Here is a 20,555-nt window from a genome sequence, read left to right as displayed (position 1 = left end):
ACGAGGCGCCACCTACGGAAAAAGCGCTGTATTAAGTAGGAATTTTCCGACATTAAAGTCAGATTCATGAACTTTAGAATTCGCCCCAACACATTCGAGAGCCTGAAAAAGGATGCAGCGCCCTCTTAATTCCTACATTAACCAGGGGTGATTCCATGACCACCAACACTGTTTTCAAACCCAAGTTGATAGCACTAATGGTGCACGCGGCGCTGGTTTGCCCGTTGCTGTGGAGCCCTGCCGTAGCGGCCCAGCAGATTGTCGACAAGGACCGTGAACTCAATGCCGGCCACCCCTTGGACAGCTACCGGGTGATTGGCCCGGCCACGCTCACGGCCAATAACGCTGACATCCTCTACATCGATGTTACCGCGGGCGGCAACGTCGTGCTCAACGACAGTCGTATCGTCCCGGGCAGCAGCAGCTCGAACGGGTTGCTGCTCGACGCAGGCACCGCACTGTTGCAACGCACCCTGATCGAAGCCCGCAGCACCGGGCTGGGCGGCTCCAAGGGCTCCCATGCAACCGCCGTAGACAGCGTCATTCGCGCAGGTAGCACAGGGGCTTTGCTCAACCAGAGCCGCCTTGACCTGATCGGCAGCGAGGTGCACGGGACCAACGCCAATGGCTACGGGGCCAAGCTGTTCGACGCCACGCTGGTCGCCCGCGACAGCCTGATCAGCGGCGGGCGCAACGGCATACAGATTCGTGACGGCTCCGGCGTGGCGGATGGCAGCTCGACTGTCATGCTGGAGAACAGCCATGTGCAGGGCCTGGACGGCGCCGCCATCGCCGTCGGCCGGGGTGCTGGCAACCCTGCATCGGCGCAGATCGACATCCTCAACCGATCCACCCTCACCGGCAGCAACGGGGTGCTGGTGGAGGTGGCCGCCGATGCCAACGCGGCCGTGCGTGTGAATGACAGCCATCTGCTCGGCGACATCGTGGTCGCCGAAGGGGGTAATGCCGCCGTTACATTGGAAAATGCGGCGACGCTGACCGGCCGCCTGGAGAACGTCGCAGAACTGGCGATCAACAGCGGCGCCGCATGGACCATGGTCGGGGACGGCCAGGTCGGCCACCTGGCCATGAACGGCGGCACCGTGCAGTTTGGTGGCCCGGGCGAATATGTCAGCTTGAGCCTGGGCAGCCTCGAGGGCAATGGCACCTTTGCCATGGCCGTCGACTTTGCCAACGGCCAGGCCGATTTCCTCGACATCGTCGGCAACGCCAGCGGCGAGCACACACTGCGCGTGACCAGCAGCGGCCATGAACTGGCCGGCGACCAGGATGTGCACATGGTGCACAGCGGCAGCGGCGATGCCCACTTCAGCCTCGACGGCGGCCCGGTGGACGTGGGTGCATACGCCTACGACCTGGTTCGCAAGGGCCCTGGCAACGACTGGTACCTGGACTTCAGCAAACGCGTGATCAGCCCAGGCACCCAGTCGGTGATGGCCCTGGCCAATGCCACCCCGACCATCTGGTACGGCGAACAGACCACCCTGCGTGGCCGCCTCGGCGAAGTGCGCCGCAACGGCGCCCAGGCCGGCAGCTGGGTGCGTACTTATGGCAACCGCTACAACGTGAGCAACTCGGCGGGCGCCGCCTACCAGCAGCAGCAACAAGGGATTTCGTTCGGCACCGACACGGCCCTGCCGATCGGCGACGGCAACTGGTTGGTCGGGGTCACCGCAGGCTACAGCAAGTCCGACCTGAACCTGGTGCGCGGCAGTTCGGCCACGGTGGACAGCTACCACATCGGCGCCTACACCACCTGGGCCGACCCGATTACCGGCTATTACTTCGATGGCGTGGTGCGGCTGAACCGCTTCGACAACAACGCAGAAGTGCGCCTGAGCGATGGTGGCAAGGCCAAGGGCGACTACCAGAACCTCGGCGTCGGCACCTCGCTGGAGTTCGGCCGGCACATCGCCTGGTCGAACGGGTACTTCGTCGAGCCGTATGCCCAGGTTGCCGGGCTGGTCGTGGAGGGCAAGGATTACACGCTGGACAACGGCATGCGCGCCGAAGGTGGCCGCACTCATTCACTGCAAGCCAAGGCGGGCACCACGGTCGGACGTACCTTCGGCACAGCCGACGGCGGCATGATCCAACCCTACTTGCGGGTGGCCGCAGTGCACGAATTTGCCGACGGCAACCAGGTCAAGGTCAACGGCATCACGTTCAGCAACAACCTCTCGGGCACGCGCGGCGAGGCCGGCATAGGGGTCGCCGCAGCCTGGGCTGACAAATGGAGTGGCCACGCCGAATTCGACTACAGCAATGGCAGCAAGCTCGAGCAACCCTGGGGTGTGAACCTGGGGGTCCGCTACACCTGGTGACCTGCGACAGGGAAGGCCTGCATGGCCTTCCCTCGGCTGCGTGGGCCAGGCATCGATCGTCCTATGGAGAACACGCGATGGCTACCACGAACACTGACGAAAGATCATCACTCCGGCTGTTCGGCGGCCACGCCTGCGCTGCCGAACCGGCTGCTACCTACCTTGCACCTGTTGTCCCGGAACTACTCGATGAGTTCCCGGGGTCACCCACCAACCTGCTGCCGTTCGAGGCCACGACCAGGCCTCTGCAGGTCGAAGTGGCGAAATGGCTGGGCGACCCCACGATCGAGGATCCGGAGTACCTCCGGATCTACTGGAACGGGGTATGCATCATCGAACGAGAATTCACCGAAGAGGTGCAGGACCATGAGCTGACACTCTGGGTACCGGTGGAACATCTGAATCACGGCCATCATCGGCTGCACTACGAGGTAACCCTGTACAACAAGATCACCGGGCCGTCCGAAGTGCTGCCGCTGGTGATAGACGTCATGCCGCCGGAGCTACCCGAAGACAACGCGCTGATCTTCCCCAGAGCAGTGCTCGAGGAAGGCGTCACGGATCGCTACCTGCATGAAAACGATAATCAGGTGCTGGCCGGAGTGCCTCCCTATCTTGGACAGGAAGCCGGCGACACCCTCAGCTGGTACTGGAGCGACAAGTCCAATGGCCGGGAACTGGTCGACAGCCGGGTGCTACAGGATTCGGACCTGGGCCAGCCGATGATCCTCCCTTTCCCCGCTGACGTCATACGCCAGTTTCCCAACGGCTGGTGCTACGCCCGCTACGAGGTGCAGGACCGCGCCGGCACGGCAGTCCAGTATGCCCTGCCTGTCGGCATCAGCAATGTCGCCACACCGGCTGAACGAAAACTGCTGCCACCGCGCATCCTGCAGGCCGACGGTGCAACGCACACCAGTACCCTGGTGCCGCGCAACGCTGTGGCCCACGCGACCCTCACAATCCCCGACGAAGTGGTGGTCGAGGATGGCGAGACAATCACGGTATTTTGGGGAGAACCTGGTGCACCCGGGTCCTACACGACGGCCGTACCCATCGAACCGGGGGTGCACGCCTACCGTATACCTCCCGAGTACGTTGCCCATGGCTTACGGAAAACCTTGCCGCTTACCTACACACTGCTGGACTACAAGGGCGAGCTTCTCGATTCTCAAACCCACCGCCTGCGAATAACTGGCCTCAGCGGGCTGCCCATCATTCATTGCGACGACATCAAGGGCAGCATCCTGCAACTGGACACCATGGGCGACAGCGCCGCGTTTACCCTGGCTGCCTGGCAATTCATGGCCGCAGGCCAATACCTCTCGGCGTGGATCGAGGGGGTGGGAAATGATGACCCAACGCAAACCATTACCCTGCCCTTGGCCACCGAGAAGCCGATATCAGGCAACATGCCGGTGCTCGAGGTGGGGGCAGTCAGCAAGGCACAGTTGCAGCGCCTTGCAAGGAGCTATCAATTCGTGGTCAGAACCCAGGTCAGCTTCGATGACAAGGAAACCTGGCAGACCTTCCCCCTGATCAGCGCCACGCTGGTGGACCGCTTGCCTTGACGTGATTGACGCGCAAACAAAAAAAGACGCCTAGGCGTCTTTTTTTGTAATCTGCAGGCATTTGCGCCTTACAGGATGTTTGGAGCGGGAAACGAGACTCGAACTCGCGACCCCGACCTTGGCAAGGTCGTGCTCTACCAACTGAGCTATTCCCGCAATTTGAAACTTTACTGCTAATCGGCGTAAGGCGCCCTGAAGACCCTCACCACCACTGCACCGTGCGAACGCCACAGTATTTAAACTGGAGCGGGAAACGAGACTCGAACTCGCGACCCCGACCTTGGCAAGGTCGTGCTCTACCAACTGAGCTATTCCCGCATTTGGCGTCCCCTAGGGGACTCGAACCCCTGTTACCGCCGTGAAAGGGCGGTGTCCTAGGCCACTAGACGAAGGGGACACACAACACTTTTCAGTGCACCAGCACCTGAACCTCACGATTCAGACTGGATTTCTATTTCCTGCCCCGCCGTCAAGCGTTGCCGGAGAATTTGGAGCGGGAAACGAGACTCGAACTCGCGACCCCGACCTTGGCAAGGTCGTGCTCTACCAACTGAGCTATTCCCGCATTGGCGTCCCCTAGGGGACTCGAACCCCTGTTACCGCCGTGAAAGGGCGGTGTCCTAGGCCACTAGACGAAGGGGACACGCTGCTGGCATTGCTGCCTGCTTTCACTCCCTGCCGCGTTTCGCTGTGTGCTTTACGCTGCAAGTGGCGCGCATTCTAGGGAGGGTTGGAAGAGGCGTCAACCCCTTTGTAGAAATTTATTTAAATCAATGACTTCCGGGTTCGTTGGGGTGCAGATGTGGGCGGCGTGGTCGATATAGAGAAAGGGTTTGCCTGTGCTGCTATTCGCACCTTGGCAAACTCACTACACTCAAAGCTGTAATTCTTCTTCAATGAGGCGTTAACGGTGACACCACTTCTGATCACTCTGCTCATCGTGGCGGGTATCGCGTTGCTGATCGTGATCGGCTACCTCAACAACGTGGTCGAAAACAGCAAGCTTGAACGCGCCCGGCTGAAAGTCGAACTCGCCGACCGGGTGCGCCGCTGCGGCGAAATCACCGAGACCTTCCCGGGCCAGTTCATGACCCCGGCGCTCAAGCTGCTGCTGGCACGCCTGGAGCTGAACCTCAACCAGCGGCAACTGGCGCTGGACAAGCACAATGCGCAACTAAAGGCACGCATCGCCGAACTCGAAGGGCTGATTGCCCAAGGCGAGCGGATTCCGGTGAACAACCCGCCCTGCCCGATCCAGACCGAGGCCAAGGCCAAGGATGTGCGGTTCTTGCTAGAAGCCCTGCACACCCAGATCGTCAAAGGCACCCAGGAAAACGTCCTGCAGACCAACGAAGGCAAGCACTGGGTCAGGGAAATCCGCCACATGCTGGTGCTGCTGCACATAGAGTTCTTCAACAACCTTGGCCAGCAGGCCCTGCAGCAGGAGCAGCCCGGCCAGGCGCGCCTGGCTTTCGAACGCGGCGTGCAATACCTGCGCAAGCAGCCGGAACCGAAAGTGTATGAAGAGCAGCTGACCTATCTGGAGAAGCTGCTGGCGCGGGCCAATGCCCAGGTGCTGGACAAGATGGAGCCGGCGGAGAACGAGCAGAACGAACTGACCCAGGGGCTCAAGACCGATGACGACGAGACCTGGAAAAAGCGGGTGATCTACGACTGATCTTCAAGCCTGCACCGGCCCTGTGGGAGCGGCCTTGTGTCGCGAAAGGGCCGCAATGCGGCCCCCGCAATTCTTGCTGCGAAGCTGAAACCCTCGGGGGCGCTTCGCACCCCTTTCGCGACACAAGGCCGCTCCCACAGGGATTGGCGCAGGGTTAGCAGTCGGTCAACTGCAGAAAGATCGCCGCCAGCCGTTCCAGCCCCAGCTGATCTGCCTCACTGAAGCGCGCCAGTTTCGGGCTGTCCAGGTCCAGCACGCCAATCAACCGTCCTTCCTTCACCAGCGGAATCACCAGCTCGCTGTTGGACGCACTGTCACAGGCGATATGCCCCGGGAACGCATGCACATCCTCGACCCGCTGGGTCTGCCGGGTGGCCGCGGCCGCGCCACACACACCCTTGCTGAACGGAATGCGCACACAAGCCACCTGGCCCTGGAACGGGCCAAGCACCAGCTCTTCATTGCGGTTGAGGTAGAACCCCGCCCAGTTCAGGTCATCCACCTGGTTGTAGAGAAACGCCGAAAACTGTGCGGCATTGGCGATGAAGTCGCGCTCGTCGGCGAACAGCGCCTGCACTTGCGCGGCCAGCAGGTTGTAGCCGTCGAGGCCGGTGCCACTGGCATTGAGGTCGATCATGTTTACTTTTGCTCCAGCAATTGCAGCCCGACCCAGTAGCGGGCGAACTGATAGGCACAACGGCCATTACGGTTGCCGCGCCCGGTGGCCCAGCGCACGGCGAGAATTTCCAAGGCTTCGTCACGCTGCCAGGCCAGGCCTGCAGGGCGGGCCAGCTGGCCGATCCAGTGTTCGACCACGTCGAGGAAGTGCTCCTGGCTGAACGGGTAGAACGACAGCCACAGGCCGAAACGGTCGGACAGGGCGATCTTGTCCTCCACCGCTTCGTTGGGGTGCAGCTCGCCGTCGACCATCTTCCAGTTTTCGTTGTCGCTCTGTTTTTCCGGCACTAGGTGGCGGCGGTTGGACGTCGCGTACAGCAGGACGTTGTCCGGGGCCTGCTCCAGCGAGCCGTCGAGCACGCTCTTGAGCACCCGGTAATCGCCCTCCCCGGCTTCGAACGACAGGTCGTCGCAGAACAGGATGAAGCGTTGCGGCAGCTTCTGCAGCTGCTCGACGACGCGCGGCAGGTCGGCCAGGTGGTCGCGCTCGATCTCGATCAGACGCAGGCCGGCACCAGCATGCTCGGCCAACAGGGCGCGTACCAGCGACGATTTGCCGGTGCCACGCGAGCCCCACAGCAGGGCGTGGTTGGCCGGCATGCCATTGATGAACTGGTGGGTGTTGCGGCCCAACTGGTCACGTTGCTTGTCGACACCGATCAGGTCGCTCAGGCGGATGTCCAGGCTGACTTCCAGCGGCATCAGGTAGCCCGTGCGGCCGTCGCGCTGCCAGCGTGCAGCCAGGGTGGTGCTCCAGTCGATGTGCGGGCGCGGCGCCGGCAACAAAGGTTCGAGACGCGCCAGCACCGATTCGGCACGTTCCAGGAAAGCATTCAAGCGAGCGTCCATGACGACTCCTACGGATTTCAGTTTTTTTGGGGCCGCAAAGCTGCCCCCGCTTGGCGATTAACTGAAATGAAAAGACAGACCCGCCAGCAGCCGGGGCTGATCGGCTATGCTTGCGCAGCGCAAGGGACGTTAAACCGGCTCGGGACTCATGGATATCAAGTTCACCAATCGCCTGTCATACAAGCAAGCCCGGTTGACAGTCCTGGTCGGCTTCATCCTGGGAACATTGCTCAGTCTCATCCAGATCGGCATCGATTATGCCAGCGAAGACGCATCCATCAACCGTGAAGTGCAGGCGTTGCTGCAAATCAGCCACAACCCGGCCTCGCGCATCGCCTACAACATCGATGCGGAACTGGCGCTGGAACTCACCCGCGGCCTGCTGGAGTCGCCAGCCGTCATCCGTGCGCGGCTGATCGACAACAACGAAACGGTGCTGGCCGATGTCGAACGGCCACGGCTCGAGGACCGCTACCGGCCGCTGAGCGACTTTCTGTTCGGTGAAAAGCGCCAGTTCAAGGAACGCCTGTACCTGACCCACATGCCCGAGGAATACCTCGGCACGCTGTACCTGGACGTCGACACCTTCACCTTCGGCAGCCGCTTCCTCGACCGCGCCGGGGTTACCCTGCTCAATGGTTTCGCCCGCAGCCTGGTGCTGACCGGCATCCTCCTGGCGCTGTTCTACATGATGCTGACCAAACCGCTGGTCACTGTGATCGCAGCCCTCACCGGGCGCGACCCGCGCCAGCCGGGGCAAACCCGGGTGGACTGCCCGCCCGGGCACGAACAGGACGAGATCGGCGTGCTGGTGCGGGTCGCCAACCAGCAGTTCGTCAGCATGGCCACCGAGATCCAGCAGCGGCGCACCGCGGAAAACCGCTTGACGCAGTACCTCAACGAACTGGAAGACATCGTCTCGGCCCGCACCGAAGAGCTGAAGGCCAGCAACAATCGCCTCAGCCAGTCCAATCAGGAGCTGGAAGAGGCCCGCCAACGTGCCCTGGACATGGCCCAGGCGCGCGCTGCGTTCCTGGCCAACATGAGCCACGAGATCCGCACCCCGCTCAACGGCATGCTCGGCATGATCGCCCTGGCCCTGGACAGCCCACTGGCCGGGGAACAGCGCCAGCAGCTGTCGATTGCCCACGATTCGGGCAAGGTGCTGGTGGAATTGCTCAACGATATTCTCGACCTGTCCAAGTTCGATGCCGGGCAGCTGGAACTGGAGCGCATCCCCTTCGACATGGGCGCCATGGTCGAGGACACCGCCAACCTGCTGTCGCAGAATGCCGCGCAGAACGTCGAGCTGACCTGCCTGATCGCTGGCGACTTCCCGAGTTCGGTGCTCGGCGACCCCACGCGGGTACGCCAGGTGGTCAGCAACCTGCTGTCCAACGCCCTGAAGTTCACCCGCTTCGGCCGCGTCGACGTGCGCCTGGCACGCATCGTCGGCGGTGTGCGCCTGGAAGTGCGCGACACCGGCATCGGCATTCCCGAAGCGGCCCAGGCGCGGATCTTCCAGCCGTTCACCCAGGCCGGCGCCGGCATCACCCGCCAGTACGGCGGCACCGGGCTGGGCCTGGCCCTGACCCGCAACCTGTGCAAGGCCATGCAGGGGCATCTGCACATCCAGTCCGAGCCTGGCTTTGGCAGCCGCTTCAGCGCCGAGCTGCCATTGCCCACTCACACCGAGGCCATCGCACCGGCCGCCCTGCAGGGCAAGGTCGTCGCCCTCAGCGACGCCGGCAGCGGCCTCAGCGAGCTGCTGCAGGGCCTGCTGCCGGGCTGGGGGCTGGACTATCAACGGCACGACGGCCGCGCCACGCTCGACGGCAGCGTCGACCTGCTGATCACCGACGACCTGGAGCAGCTGTTCCAGCTACGCCCGGCGCTGAAGGCGCCGATCCTGCTGGTGACCGCCTATGGCAACTTCCTGCCCGGCGAGCAATCGGCGCAACTGGCGCCTTTGCACCAACTGGCCCGGCCATTGGCGCGCAACGCGCTGTATCAGACCCTGCGCCGCACCTTGCAGGGGCATGCCCCGGAGCACCCCCTGGCCACCCCGCTGCTCACCGCCACCGAAGGCCGTGCGCGCATCCTGCTGGTGGAGGACAACCCGGTGAACCAGCTGGTGGCCAAGGGCATGCTGGCCAAGCTCGGCTGCCGGGTAGAAGTCGCCACCCAAGGCGCCGAGGCTCTGGAATGGCTGGAGCGAGAAGACTTCGACCTGGTGCTGATGGACTGCAACATGCCGGTGATGGACGGCTACGAGGCCAGCCGGCGGATTCGCCAGAGCGGGCGCTGGCCCCAGCTGCCGATCGTCGCCCTGACCGCCAACGCCATGCCTGAAGAACGCGAGCGCTGCCGCGCGGCAGGCATGAGCGACTACCTGGCCAAGCCGTTCCGCCGCGAGGAGCTACTGGCGCTGATCGACCACTGGGTGCCGCTCAGCGGCTGAGCAGGCGCTCGATGTCGGCTTGCAGTGCCTGTGGCTTGGTGGTCGGCGCGTAGCGAGTGACCTTGCCGCTGGCCGGGTCGACCAGGAACTTGGTGAAGTTCCACTTGATCTTCTGCGTGCCAAGCAAGCCTGGTGCACGCTGCTTGAGTTCGACGAACAGCGGGTGGGCGCCGGGGCCATTGACTTCGATCTTGCGAAACAGCGGGAAACTCACGCCGAAATTGGCCTCGCAGAACTGCGCGATGTCCCGCGCATCACCTGGCTCCTGCTGGCCAAACTGGTTGCAAGGGAAGCCCAGCACCACCAGGCCACGTTCGCGGTAGTCCCGCCACAGCTGCTCCAGCCCCTGGTACTGCGGGGTGAAGCCGCACTGGCTGGCGGTGTTGACCACCAGCAGCGCCTTGCCGGCGAAGTCGCCAAGCTTTTTCTGCTCGCCGCCCAGGGTCACGCAGGGGATATCCAGCATCGATCCGGCCATTTTCAGGCTCCGTCGCGGGGTTTGAAGTCCAGGCATACCGAGTTGATGCAGTAGCGCAGGCCGGTCGGTGGCGGGCCGTCGGGGAACACGTGACCCAGGTGTGCATCGCACTGGGCGCAGGTGACCTCGGTGCGGATCATGCCGTGGGAGGTGTCGCGGATCTCGATCATCGCGCTCTCTTCGATCGGCGCGTAGAAGCTTGGCCAGCCGCAGCCGGAATCGAACTTGGTCTGCGAGTCGAACAACGGCAGATCACAGCAGATGCAGTGGTACACGCCGGCACGGCGCTCGCTGTTGTACTTGCCGCTGAACGGCCGCTCGGTGCCCTTGAGGCGGCACACCTGATACTGGGCGGGGTCGAGCATTTCGCGCCATTCTTCAAGTGTCTTGTCGATCTTTTGCATGTGGGGACCTCGGCAGGCTGAATTTCACCTCGCGCCGTCTTTTCCGTAGCGCGGGTGGCACGTATATTAGTTGGCTTCGTGTGCAAGGCTTCCAGTCTGGCACCCGCTTCCTGCCCTTTCAAACCTTTCGAACGTTTCGGAGGGCCGCAGTGCGTATTCTCAATCGGGACCACATCATGCAGTTCAGCAAATCGAACAAGCTCGCCAATGTCTGCTACGACATTCGCGGCCCGGTGCTCAAGCACGCCAAACGCCTGGAAGAGGAAGGCCACCGCATCCTCAAGCTGAACATCGGCAACCCGGCGCCGTTTGGCTTCGAGGCGCCGGACGAAATTCTCCAGGATGTGATCCGCAACCTGCCCACCGCCCAGGGCTACAGCGATTCCAAGGGCCTGTTCAGCGCGCGCAAGGCAGTGATGCAGTACTGCCAGCAGAAGGAAATCGAAGGCGTCACCATCGAGGACATCTACCTCGGCAACGGTGTGTCCGAGCTGATCGTGATGTCGATGCAGGCGCTGCTGAACAACGGCGACGAAGTGCTGATCCCGGCCCCTGACTACCCGCTGTGGACCGCGGCCGTGAGCCTGGCCGGTGGCAAGCCGGTGCACTACCTGTGCGACGAGCAGGCCGACTGGTTCCCGGACCTGGAAGACATCAAGGCCAAGATCACCCCGAACACCAAGGCGCTGGTGATCATCAACCCGAACAACCCGACTGGCGCGGTGTACTCCAAGGAGTTGCTGCTGGGCATGCTGGAGCTGGCGCGCCAGCACAACCTGGTGGTGTTCTCCGACGAGATCTACGACAAGATCCTCTATGACGAAGCCGTGCACATCAGCACCGCCTCGCTGGCCCCGGACCTGCTGTGCCTGACCTTCAACGGCCTGTCCAAGTCGTACCGGGTGGCCGGTTTCCGTTCCGGCTGGCTGATCATCTCCGGGCCCAAGCACCACGCCCAGAGCTACATCGAAGGCATCGACATGCTGGCCAACATGCGCCTGTGCGCCAACGTGCCGGCCCAGCACGCCATCCAGACCGCCCTGGGCGGCTACCAGAGCATCAACGACCTGGTGCTGCCGCCGGGCCGCCTGCTGGAGCAGCGCAACCGCACCTACGAGCTGCTCAATGACATCCCGGGCGTCAGCTGCGTCAAGCCGATGGGCGCGCTGTATGCGTTCCCGCGGATCGACCCGAAAGTCTGCCCGATCCTCAACGACGAGAAGTTCGCCCTCGACCTGCTGCTGTCGGAAAAACTGCTGATTGTTCAGGGGACGGCGTTCAACTGGCCGTGGCCGGACCACTTCCGCGTGGTGACCTTGCCGCGGGTGGATGACCTGGAAGCGGCGATTGGCCGGATTGGCAATTTCCTGCGGACTTATTCGCAGTAAGGTTCGACGGGATATTTGCGGTGGCGCCGAGATCGCGCGCCGCCCGCGCGGCGCATCGCGGGCAAGCCCGCTCCCACATCTGTTTCGGGCCAGTTATTCCTGTGCCGCCAACAGGATCCGCCTTGTTGGCATGGCGATACATCTCGGTGGCTCCACCTGTCTCCAGTCATGCACCAAGGCGGTCCCTGTTGGCTTCACAGGAGTGACTGGCCCGAAACAGATGTGGGAGCGGCGGTGCGGCGATCCGACTTGCCCGCGATGCGCCGCGCGGGCGGCGCTCGATCTCAATACCACCACAAATCTCATGGCATGGACCTTTTCTTACATCCTGCAACGCTCTATCTCACAGCCCGCGCAAAATCCTCTGCCATACTCCGCCGTACACAGTTTGAAATAGTCGCCCGATTGAAACCCAGCGACCGGCACCTTATATACCCCGCAGTAAGCAACAACTCATCCGTCAGGAGAACGTAACAACCATGATGCGCATTCTGTTGTTTGTAGCCACCAACCTCGCGGTGGTGCTGGTTGCAAGCATTACCCTGAGCCTGTTCGGCTTCAACGGGTTCATGGCCGCCAACGGGGTTGACCTCAACCTCAGCAGCCTGCTGGTGTTCTGCGCCGTGTTCGGCTTCGCCGGCTCCCTGGTTTCGCTGTTCATCTCCAAGTGGATGGCGAAGATGACCACCGGCACCCAGATCATCAGCCAGCCGCGTACCCGCCACGAGCAGTGGCTGCTGCAAACGGTCGAAGAGCTGTCGCGCGAGGCCGGCATCAAGATGCCCGAAGTGGGTATCTTCCCGGCCTACGAGGCCAACGCCTTCGCCACCGGCTGGAACCGCAACGACGCGCTGGTAGCCGTGTCCCAAGGCTTGCTGGAGCGCTTCTCGCCCGATGAAGTGCGCGCCGTGCTGGCCCACGAGATCGGCCACGTGGCCAACGGTGACATGGTCACCCTGGCGCTGGTGCAGGGTGTGGTCAACACCTTCGTGATGTTCTTCGCCCGCATCATCGGCAACTTCGTCGACAAGGTGATCTTCAAGAACGAAGAAGGCCAGGGCATCGCCTACTACGTGGCGACCATCGTTGCCGAGCTGATCCTGGGCATTCTGGCCAGCATGATCGTCATGTGGTTCTCGCGCCGCCGCGAATACCGTGCCGACGAAGCCGGTGCCCAACTGGCCGGTACCGCCGCGATGATCGGCGCCCTGCAGCGCCTGCGCGTGGAGCAAGGCCTGCCAGTGCACATGCCCGACACCATGAAGGCCTTCGGCATCAATGGCGGCCTCAAGCACGGCCTGGCTGGCCTGCTGATGAGCCACCCGCCACTGGAAGACCGCATCGAGGCGCTGCGCCGCCGCGGTTGATCCAACCGGTAAAGGAAAGGGCGACCTCGGTCGCCCTTTTTCATACGCCTGCACCGGCCTCTTCGCGGGTGAACCCGCTCCCACAGGTACTGCACAGGCTTCAAGATGAGTGCAAAACCTGTGGGAGCGGGTTTACCCGCGAAGAGGCCGGCACAGGCAGCCACACCATCAGAAATTCACGAGGTACACCCGCTCCAGCACGCTGGCCACACCGGCCTGGAGGAATTTCGGGCTCTCTTCGATCACCTCCCGCTCATCCAGCACCTGCACCCTGCCCCCCGCATACCCCTGGCGCACTTCGGCATCAGGCACCGAAAACGGCGGCCCGTCCAGCAGCTGCTGATCGTAATCCATGGTCAGCAGCAGCCCCTGGCAGCCTGCCGGCAGCACCTTCGTCAGATGCGCCATGTACCGCGCCCGCATCTGCGATGGCAAGGCAATCACCGCAGCACGGTCATAGAGCCCTCTGCAATCGGCCACATCCTGCGCCTGCAGGGCAAAGAAATCGCCACACCAGATTTCCACATCAGCACTGCGCCAAACTTCAAAAGCCCCCTGCGTCGAGACCTGCGCCGTCAGCCCCTGCTCCCGGAAGAAGTCCTCGACCGCCCGCCGCGACAGCTCCACACCCAGCACCCGGTGCCCCTGACCTGCCAGCCAAGCCATGTCCAGGCTCTTGCCGCACAGCGGCACCAGCACGCGCGTGCCCTCGGCTAGCGCCAGCCTGGGCCAGTGCGCCAGCAAGAAGGGGTTGACGTCCGTGCGGTGAAAACCGATCTGATTATCGGCCCATCGCTTTTGCCAGAACGCTGGTTCCATGATCACTCCCGATTTTTAGATGGATTGAGGGTAAAACTTGGTTTGGATTTCGATCTGTACTTGATCGAAGATGATTGCATCTTAACCCCTCAGGACCCCCGTCATGCTGCCCAGCCTGTTCATTTCCCACGGTTCTCCCATGCTCGCCTTGCAACCCGGCGCCAGCGGGCCGGCATTGGCCGGGCTGGCCAACGCCCTGCCACGACCGAAGGCGATCGTGGTGGTGTCGGCGCACTGGGAAAGCCGCGAGCTGCTGGTGAGCAGCGGCCCGCAGCCAGAGACCTGGCACGACTTCTACGGCTTCCCGCCGGCGCTGTACGCGGTGCAGTATCCGGCGCCTGGCGAACCGGCCCTGGCCCGCCGGGTCGCTGAACTGTTGCAGGCCCGCCTGGACCCACAACGACCGTTCGATCATGGCGCCTGGGTGCCGCTGTCGCTGATGTATCCGGATGCGAGCATCCCGGTCATTCAGGTATCGCTGCCCAGCCAGATGGGGCCCGGGATGCAGGTCAAGGTCGGCCAGGCGCTGGCTGGGCTGCGAAACGAAGGCATCCTGCTGATTGGCTCCGGCAGCATTACCCACAACCTCGGTGAACTGGACTGGCACGCCGGGCCGGATGCGATCGAGCCGTGGGCCCTGGCGTTCCGGGACTGGGTAGTGGAGCGGCTGAAGGCAGATGACCAGGCTGCGCTCCTGGATTACCGGAAACAGGCGCCGTTTGCAGCGCGTAACCATCCCAGTGATGAGCATTTGCTGCCGCTGTTCTTTGCCATGGGGGCTGGGGACAGGTTCGGGATCGTGCACCAGGGGTTCACACTGGGGGCGTTGGGGATGGACATTTACCGGTTCGACTGAATAACGCCGGGGGCGCTTTGCGCCCCTTTCGCGACACAAGGCCGCTCCTACAGGGGACCGCGCTCTCTTGTAGGAGCGGCCTTGCGTCGCGAAAGGGCTGCGCAGCAGCCCCAAAATGGCACAGGCAAAAAAAAATCCCCGACCTAGGCCGGGGATTTTTTCATAGCATCAGGATCAATCTTCGCGATAACGGCGCAGCTTCAGCTGCTTGCCGGCTACGCGAGTGTCCTTGAGCTTGGACAGCAGCTTCTCCAGGCCATCTTCCGGCAGCTCGATCAGGCTGAAGCTGTCGCGCACCTGGATGCGGCCGATGGCGTCACGGGCCAGGCCACCTTCGTTGAGGATCGCGCCCAGCAGGTTCTTGGCAGCGATACCGTCACGGGCACCCAGGGCAGTACGGCAGCGCACGCGGCCTTCGGCCAGCGGCATTGGCGCACGACGCTCACGGTCACCACCGCGATCGCCACGATCGCTGCGCTCACCACGCTCGGTACGCTCGCCACGCGGGGCAAAGCTTGGTACCAGCGGCTGCTCGCGCTCGACGGTCGCCAGGTCCAGCGCCTGGCCGTTGGTGGCCTTGCGCAGCAGGGCCGAAGCCAGGGCGCGTGCGCTGCAGCCGAGGTCGGCAGTCAGGCGGTCGAACAGCTCGCCATGGGTGGCTTCTGCTTCGGCAACCAGCGGCGCCAGGCTGTTGGTCAGCTTCTTGATGCGGGCATCCAGCACAGCCTGGGCGTTCGGCAGGCGGGCTTCGGCAACCTTCTGCCCGGTCACGCGCTCGATCACCTGCAGCATGCGGCGCTCACGCGGGGTGACCAGCAGCAGCGCACGGCCATCGCGGCCGGCACGGCCGGTACGGCCGATACGGTGCACGTAGGATTCCGGGTCGTACGGCATGTCGACGTTGAACACGTGGGTGATGCGCGGTACGTCCAGACCACGGGCAGCGACGTCAGTGGCGACGACGATGTCCAGGCGGCCATCCTTCAGCGAGTCGATCACCCGCTCACGCTGGTTCTGAGCGATGTCGCCGTTCAGCGCGGCAGCCTTGTAGCCCTTGGCTTCCAGCGCGGCGGCCAGGTCCAGGGTGGCTTGCTTGGTGCGCACGAAGGCGATCAGCGCGTCGAACTCTTCGACTTCCAGCAGACGCAGCACAGCCGGGATCTTCTGGTCGGCGTGGACCATCAGGTGGGCCTGCTCGATCGCGGTGACGGTCTGGGTCTTGCTCTGGATCTTGACGTGCTTGGGCTCGCGCAGGTGGCGTTCGGCGATCGAGCGGATCGACGACGGCAGGGTGGCGGAGAACAGCACGGTCTGGCGGCTGGCCGGGATTGCATCGAAGATCACTTCGAGGTCGTCCATGAAGCCCAGCTTGAGCATTTCGTCGGCTTCGTCCAGCACCAGGTACTGCACGGTCGACAGGACTTTCTCGTCACGACGCAGGTGGTCGCACAGACGGCCCGGGGTGGCGACGACGATTTGCGCGCCGTTGCGAATGGCGCGCAGCTGTGGGCCCATCGGGGCACCACCGTAGACGGCCACTACATTTACGCCTGGCATCTGCTTGGCGTAGGTTTCGAAAGCGGTAGCAACTTGCAGCGCCAACTCACGGGTTGGCGCCAGGATCAGGGCTTGCGGTTCGCGCTTGCTCACATCGATCTTGTTGAGGATCGGCAGGGCGAAGGCAGCGGTCTTGCCGGTGCCAGTCTGCGCCTGGCCGATCATGTCGTGACCGGCGAGGATGATCGGGATCGATTGTTGCTGAATGGCCGACGGCTCTTCGTAGCCGGTAGCCAGTACGGCAGCAACAATGTTCTGATTGAGATCGAGAGCGGCGAAGCCGCCGGTTTCCTGGGTCATGGGTCTGCCTCTAAGTGCATCCGCAAAGACCCATGCTGCAAAGCTGCACATGCCTTGAAAGACCGGAACGGTCACCCAGGCAGCTTTGTCGGCGGGGATTTGCGAAAACGATTGAAAAAGAAAAACTTGAGAAGGTCCGCCTAGCGGACGTGCAGCCGAAGCTGGACTCGGAGGATTTGCACCACCTGATTTTGAGGTCCGCTAAAAGACCGGCGCGTACTATACCCGAATTAATGCCGGGGAGTGAGTAAATTTTTCTGGCCGGTTAGCCAGTATCCGGCCATCAAGCCGCGGCAGCTGAATCGGTTTTCTTCCGAGGCTTCGTGCTGGCCTCTTCGCGGTTTTATCCGCGAAGCAGGCGACACGGTATTCAGGTGGCTGGACGGATCTCGCGAATCAGCCCTTCCAGGCTATACCCCAACCGCGGCGCCAGGGCCTCGGCCCGCGCCCGCAGGCCATCGAGGTCCAGGTGCTGGTCCAGGTCCGCCGGCACCAGCAGGATGACATTGCCCTCCTTCACCGGCAGCTCCCAGTAATGCCGGTGGTACAACCCGCGCAGCAGCGCCGCGCCCAACGGCTTGCCGTCGTCGTTGGCCCACTGGTTGATCACCAGCCAGCCACCAGGGTTGAGTTGCTTCTGGCAGTTCTCGAGGAAGTTCCACGCCAGGTGCCCGACACCCGGCCCATGGTCGGTGTACAGGTCGACGAACAGCAGGTCGGCCTGCTCGGCCGTGGGCAACAGCTCCAGGGCGTCGCCAATGCGCACGTACAACCGCGGATCATCGTCCAGCCCCATGTATTGCATGGCCAGACGCGGCACGTCGGCACGCAGCTCGATGGCCTCGATGTCCTCCAGCGGCAGGAATTTCATGCAGGCCTGGGTCAGGGTACCGGCGCCCAAGCCAAGAAACAGCGCACTTTCCGGCTGTTCATGGCACAGCGCACCGACCAGCATGGCGCGGGTGTAGTCGTACTCCAGCCAGCTGGGGTCAGCGGTGAATACGCAGCTCTGCTCGATGGCATCACCGAACTCGAGGAAGCGGTAATCCTCCACCTCGTACACGCTGATGACGCCAAAGGCATCCTCGACCCGGGCCAACAGCTTCTCTTCCCGCTCCGTCGCCATCTACCTGCCACCCACCCGCACAAAACACGCATTGTCCGCCAACGCCCCGGATGCAACAAGCTCGGCGCCGCTGTTACCATGGCAGGCAGCCTATAACAGCCAAAACCGAGCCTGTGATGAACCGACCGTGGAGCCCCGACAGCTGGCGTGCCCTGCCGATCCAGCAGCAACCGACCTACCCCGACGCCGCGCACCTGCACAAGGTCGAGCAGACCCTGGCCAGCTACCCACCCCTGGTGTTCGCCGGCGAGGCCCGCGAGCTGCGCCGGCAGTTCGCTGAAGTTACCGAGGGCCGCGCCTTCCTGCTGCAGGGTGGCGACTGCGCCGAGAGCTTCGCCGAGTTCTCGGCAGCGAAGATCCGCGACACCTTCAAGGTATTGCTGCAGATGGCCATCGTCATGACCTTCGCCGCCGGTTGCCCGGTGGTCAAGGTCGGGCGCATGGCCGGGCAGTTTGCCAAGCCGCGCTCCTCAGGCGACGAAACCATCGGCAACCTCACCCTGCCGGCTTACCGTGGCGACATCGTCAACGGTATCGGCTTCGACGAAAAGAGCCGCGTGCCGGACCCGGAGCGCCTGCTGCAGGCCTACCACCAGGCCACCGCCAGCCTCAACCTGCTGCGCGCCTTCGCCCAGGGCGGTTTCGCCGACCTGCACCAGGTGCACAAGTGGAACCTCGACTTCATCGCCAACTCGGCGCTGGCCGACAAATACCACCAGCTGGCCAACCGCATCGACGAAACCCTGGCGTTCATGCGCGCCTGCGGCCTGGACAGTGCGCCGCAACTGCGCGAAACCAGTTTCTTCACGGCCCACGAGGCGCTGCTGCTCAACTATGAAGAAGCCTTCGTGCGCCAGGACAGCCTGACCGGCGACTATTACGACTGCTCCGCGCACATGCTGTGGATCGGCGACCGCACCCGCCAGCTCGACGGCGCCCATGTCGAATTCCTGCGCGGCGTGCACAACCCGATCGGGGTCAAGGTTGGCCCGAGCATGAACCCCGAAGAGCTGATCCGCCTGATCGACACCCTCAACCCGGCCAACGACCCTGGCCGCCTCAACCTGATCGTGCGCATGGGCGCCGGCAAGGTCGGCGCGCACCTGCCTGGGCTGATCCGCAGCGTCGAGCGCGAGGGCCGCAAGGTGCTGTGGAGCTCCGACCCGATGCATGGCAACACCATCAAGGCCAGCAGCGGTTACAAGACCCGAGACTTTGCGCAGATCCTCGACGAGGTGAAGCAGTTCTTCCAGGTGCACCAGGCCGAGGGCAGTCATGCCGGCGGCATCCATATCGAAATGACCGGGCAGAACGTCACCGAGTGCATCGGCGGCGCCCGGCCGATCACCGAAGATGCCCTGTCCGACCGCTACCACACCCACTGCGACCCACGGATGAACGCCGATCAGTCGCTGGAACTGGCCTTCCTGATCGCCGAAACCCTCAAGCAGGTGCGGCGCTGAGCAGGGCCTCACGCAGCTGGCTGCCCTCTGCCCGAGGGCAGTTCAGTTGCACCCGCTCCAGGCCCAGCCACTGGGCCATGCGCAGCAGATTCCCCGCCAGGGCCTGATAGCCCTCCGCGTCCAACGCTATCGATTGCGCGTGCACGGCATGCACCGCCAGTTGCCCTTGGGCGCGCTCGGCGCGCAGGTCCAGGCGCGCGGCGATGCGTTCGCGGTGCAGAAACGGCAACACGTAGTAGCCGTACACCCGCTTGTGCGCCGGGGTGTAGATCTCCAGGCGGTAGTGGAAATCGAACAGCCGCTCGGTGCGGTTGCGCTCCCAGACCAGCGAATCGAACGGCGACAACAGTGCGCTGGCGTCGATACGCCGAGGGATGCGTGGGGTGCCGGCACAGTAGGCCAGCTGCTTCCAGCCCTGCACTTCGACCGGCTGCAATCGGCCATCGGCGACCAGTTCATCGAGCGCCGCCCTGCCCTGGCCGGGCTCAAGGCGGAAGTAGTCGCGCAGGTCACGCTCGGTAGCCACGCCCAAGGCCGTGGCGGCATGCAGCATCAGGCCTTGATGGGCTTCGGCTTCGCTTGGCAGCGCCTGATCGAGGATCGCCTTGGGCAAGACCTTTTCCGGTACGTCGTAGAGCCGCTCGAAGCCGCGACGCCCCGCGACCGTGACTTCACCGGCGGCGAATAGCCATTCCAGTGCGTGTTTTTCTTCGCTCCAGTCCCACCATGGGCCGGCCCGCTCCTGACGGGTGGACAGGCTGCCTGCGCCCAGGGCGCCCTGTTCGCGCACGGCGGCCAGCACGCGGGCAATCACGTCCTGGCGTTCGCGGCCGAACTGCGCGAGTTGACGGTAGATGCCGCGGCCATCAGCGGCATGGGCCATGCGCCAGCGCAGCAATGGGTAGAGGTTCAGGGGTAGCAGCGAAGCTTCGTGGCCCCAGTATTCGAACAGCTGGCGCTGGCGGCCACGGCCCCAGGCGAGTTGGTCGAGCATGGCTGTTGGATAGTCGCCAAGGCGGGAGAACAGCGGCAGGTAATGGGAGCGGACCACGGCGTTGACCGAGTCGATCTGCACCACACCCAGGCGTTGCAGCATGCGTTTCAGTGCGGGAAGGGTCGGTGGGGCGTCAGGCTGTTTGCCGAATCCCTGGGCTGACAGGGCCAGACGGCGGGCCTGGCTTATGGACAACTTGAGCGGCAAGCCTGATCTCCTTT

General features: G+C 63.4%; 15 protein-coding genes, 5 tRNA genes and 1 pseudogene. 8 read left to right on the top strand and 13 right to left on the bottom strand.

What is annotated here, in order from left to right; translation table 11 throughout:
• The first annotated feature begins 155 nt into the window (after positions 1 to 155).
• Complete coding sequence (locus tag APH33_RS02995; RefSeq protein ID WP_082433405.1) at positions 156 to 2,345, top strand: autotransporter outer membrane beta-barrel domain-containing protein; 2,190 nt, start codon at positions 156 to 158, stop codon at positions 2,343 to 2,345.
• Between the two features lie 77 nt (positions 2,346 to 2,422).
• Entirely contained in the window at positions 2,423 to 3,916 is a 1,494-nt protein-coding gene (locus APH33_RS02990; RefSeq protein WP_054883719.1) for a hypothetical protein, read from the top strand.
• Between the two features lie 80 nt (positions 3,917 to 3,996).
• Here the strand turns inward: APH33_RS02990 and APH33_RS02985 are convergent.
• The 5 genes from APH33_RS02985 to APH33_RS02965 form a co-directional block, all read right to left on the bottom strand.
• Positions 3,997 to 4,072: transfer RNA gene (locus APH33_RS02985), tRNA-Gly, on the bottom strand.
• A gap of 86 nt (positions 4,073 to 4,158) precedes the next feature.
• A tRNA-Gly gene (locus tag APH33_RS02980) sits at positions 4,159 to 4,234 on the bottom strand.
• A gap of 3 nt (positions 4,235 to 4,237) precedes the next feature.
• Positions 4,238 to 4,313 (bottom strand) — tRNA-Glu (locus tag APH33_RS02975).
• 92 nt (positions 4,314 to 4,405) lie between these two features.
• Positions 4,406 to 4,481 (bottom strand) — tRNA-Gly (locus tag APH33_RS02970).
• 2 nt (positions 4,482 to 4,483) lie between these two features.
• Positions 4,484 to 4,559 (bottom strand) — tRNA-Glu (locus tag APH33_RS02965).
• A 267-nt stretch (positions 4,560 to 4,826) separates the two neighbouring features.
• On the opposite strand from APH33_RS02965, the gene APH33_RS02960 reads away from it, so the two are divergent.
• On the top strand, positions 4,827 to 5,594 hold the full coding sequence (locus tag APH33_RS02960) for a hypothetical protein (protein WP_054883718.1): 768 nt from the start codon (positions 4,827 to 4,829) through the stop codon (positions 5,592 to 5,594).
• Between the two features lie 154 nt (positions 5,595 to 5,748).
• Here APH33_RS02960 and APH33_RS02955 read toward each other — a convergent pair whose 3' ends face one another.
• Together APH33_RS02955 and APH33_RS02950 are read right to left on the bottom strand one after the other, a co-directional pair.
• A complete protein-coding gene (locus tag APH33_RS02955; protein ID WP_054883717.1) occupies positions 5,749 to 6,231 on the bottom strand; it encodes a GAF domain-containing protein in 483 nt (160 codons plus the stop codon).
• A 2-nt stretch (positions 6,232 to 6,233) separates the two neighbouring features.
• Positions 6,234 to 7,121 (bottom strand): ATP-binding protein, encoded by an 888-nt coding sequence (locus APH33_RS02950; protein WP_054883716.1) that lies wholly within the window; start codon positions 7,119 to 7,121, stop codon positions 6,234 to 6,236.
• Positions 7,122 to 7,269: 148 nt separating this feature from the next.
• Between APH33_RS02950 and APH33_RS02945 the strand changes: the two genes are divergently transcribed.
• Positions 7,270 to 9,582 (top strand): response regulator, encoded by a 2,313-nt coding sequence (locus tag APH33_RS02945; RefSeq protein ID WP_054883715.1) that lies wholly within the window; start codon positions 7,270 to 7,272, stop codon positions 9,580 to 9,582.
• On the opposite strand, the gene APH33_RS02940 is transcribed toward APH33_RS02945, so the two are convergent.
• The gene (locus tag APH33_RS02940) at positions 9,572 to 10,060 is read right to left on the bottom strand and encodes a glutathione peroxidase (RefSeq protein ID WP_054883714.1); all 489 of its coding nucleotides are present in this window, start codon (positions 10,058 to 10,060) and stop codon (positions 9,572 to 9,574) included. The genes APH33_RS02945 and APH33_RS02940 overlap by 11 nt on opposite strands.
• A 2-nt stretch (positions 10,061 to 10,062) precedes the next feature.
• Positions 10,063 to 10,464, bottom strand: a complete 402-nt coding sequence (msrB, locus tag APH33_RS02935) for a peptide-methionine (R)-S-oxide reductase MsrB (RefSeq protein ID WP_054883713.1) — start codon at positions 10,462 to 10,464, stop codon at positions 10,063 to 10,065.
• A 176-nt stretch (positions 10,465 to 10,640) separates the two neighbouring features.
• Here msrB and APH33_RS02930 point away from each other — a divergent pair, with 176 nt between their 5' ends.
• Together APH33_RS02930 and htpX are read left to right on the top strand one after the other, a co-directional pair.
• Complete coding sequence (locus APH33_RS02930) at positions 10,641 to 11,852, top strand: pyridoxal phosphate-dependent aminotransferase (RefSeq protein WP_012313392.1); 1,212 nt, start codon at positions 10,641 to 10,643, stop codon at positions 11,850 to 11,852.
• A gap of 479 nt (positions 11,853 to 12,331) precedes the next feature.
• On the top strand, positions 12,332 to 13,219 hold the full coding sequence (gene htpX / locus APH33_RS02925; protein ID WP_003259721.1) for a protease HtpX: 888 nt from the start codon (positions 12,332 to 12,334) through the stop codon (positions 13,217 to 13,219).
• Positions 13,220 to 13,387: 168 nt separating this feature from the next.
• On the opposite strand, the gene APH33_RS02920 is transcribed toward htpX, so the two are convergent.
• The gene (locus tag APH33_RS02920; protein ID WP_054883712.1) at positions 13,388 to 14,038 is read right to left on the bottom strand and encodes a thiopurine S-methyltransferase; all 651 of its coding nucleotides are present in this window, start codon (positions 14,036 to 14,038) and stop codon (positions 13,388 to 13,390) included.
• Between the two features lie 103 nt (positions 14,039 to 14,141).
• Here APH33_RS02920 and APH33_RS02915 point away from each other — a divergent pair, with 103 nt between their 5' ends.
• On the top strand, positions 14,142 to 14,894 hold the full coding sequence (locus APH33_RS02915) for a class III extradiol ring-cleavage dioxygenase (RefSeq protein WP_054883711.1): 753 nt from the start codon (positions 14,142 to 14,144) through the stop codon (positions 14,892 to 14,894).
• Between the two features lie 174 nt (positions 14,895 to 15,068).
• On the opposite strand, the pseudogene APH33_RS02910 reads toward APH33_RS02915, so the two are convergent.
• A pseudogene (locus APH33_RS02910) lies at positions 15,069 to 16,785 on the bottom strand (DEAD/DEAH box helicase).
• A gap of 336 nt (positions 16,786 to 17,121) precedes the next feature.
• Complete coding sequence (locus tag APH33_RS02905; protein ID WP_054883709.1) at positions 17,122 to 17,877, bottom strand: spermidine synthase; 756 nt, start codon at positions 17,875 to 17,877, stop codon at positions 17,122 to 17,124.
• A gap of 116 nt (positions 17,878 to 17,993) precedes the next feature.
• Here APH33_RS02905 and APH33_RS02900 point away from each other — a divergent pair, with 116 nt between their 5' ends.
• Positions 17,994 to 19,340: a class II 3-deoxy-7-phosphoheptulonate synthase gene (locus APH33_RS02900; RefSeq protein WP_054883708.1), complete on the top strand. Its 1,347-nt coding sequence runs from the start codon at positions 17,994 to 17,996 to the stop codon at positions 19,338 to 19,340.
• On the opposite strand, the gene APH33_RS02895 is transcribed toward APH33_RS02900, so the two are convergent.
• Positions 19,321 to 20,541: a winged helix-turn-helix domain-containing protein gene (locus tag APH33_RS02895; RefSeq protein ID WP_054883707.1), complete on the bottom strand. Its 1,221-nt coding sequence runs from the start codon at positions 20,539 to 20,541 to the stop codon at positions 19,321 to 19,323. The two genes, APH33_RS02900 and APH33_RS02895, sit on opposite strands and share 20 nt — an antisense overlap.
• Positions 20,542 to 20,555 lie beyond the last annotated feature (14 nt).

The organism is Pseudomonas sp. NBRC 111130, from assembly GCF_001320485.1.
Lineage (GTDB): Bacteria > Pseudomonadota > Gammaproteobacteria > Pseudomonadales > Pseudomonadaceae > Aquipseudomonas > Aquipseudomonas vlassakiae.
Note: the sequence above shows the minus strand (reverse complement) of the source record. Positions and strands in the feature narration are given on the sequence as shown.